Genomic DNA, 382 nt, shown 5'->3' with positions numbered 1-382 from the left:
AGCTCGTGATTCTCACACGATTCCCCAATAATTTATTGTTTATTTCTTTACAAATGTAACAAGACAAAATAAACGATTGTAAAACTTGAAAAAATAAGATTATACCACTTAATATGATTAATTTTACAAAACAAAATACTTTAACAACGATAAAATATCGTATTGAAAAGAATATTATTTGGATGGAAACATTAGATCAAACCGATTTAGAATTATTAAGAATTCTACAAAAAGACTCAAAATTGACAGTAAAAGCCATTGCAGCTTTAGTTAATTTATCTCCTTCGCCCGTTTTTGAACGTATAAAAAGGTTGGAACAACAAGGTTATATCAAAAATTATAGAGCCGTTTTGGATGCCGAAAAACTAAACAAAGGCTTTAT

The 382-nt window shown here is 27.7% G+C and carries 1 protein-coding gene; it reads left to right on the top strand.

Going from position 1 to position 382, the window contains the following annotated elements:
• Positions 1 to 113 precede the first annotated feature (113 nt).
• A partial coding sequence (locus QWI17_RS01685; RefSeq protein WP_302720754.1) for an Lrp/AsnC family transcriptional regulator occupies positions 114 to 382 on the top strand: 269 nt, incomplete at its 3' end.

The sequence above is a fragment of the Gilvimarinus gilvus genome (assembly GCF_030518155.1).
In the GTDB taxonomy this organism is placed as follows: Bacteria; Pseudomonadota; Gammaproteobacteria; order Pseudomonadales; family Cellvibrionaceae; genus Gilvimarinus; species Gilvimarinus gilvus.
The sequence above is the reverse complement of the archived record's forward strand: the minus strand, read 5'-3'. Positions and strand labels throughout refer to the sequence as shown.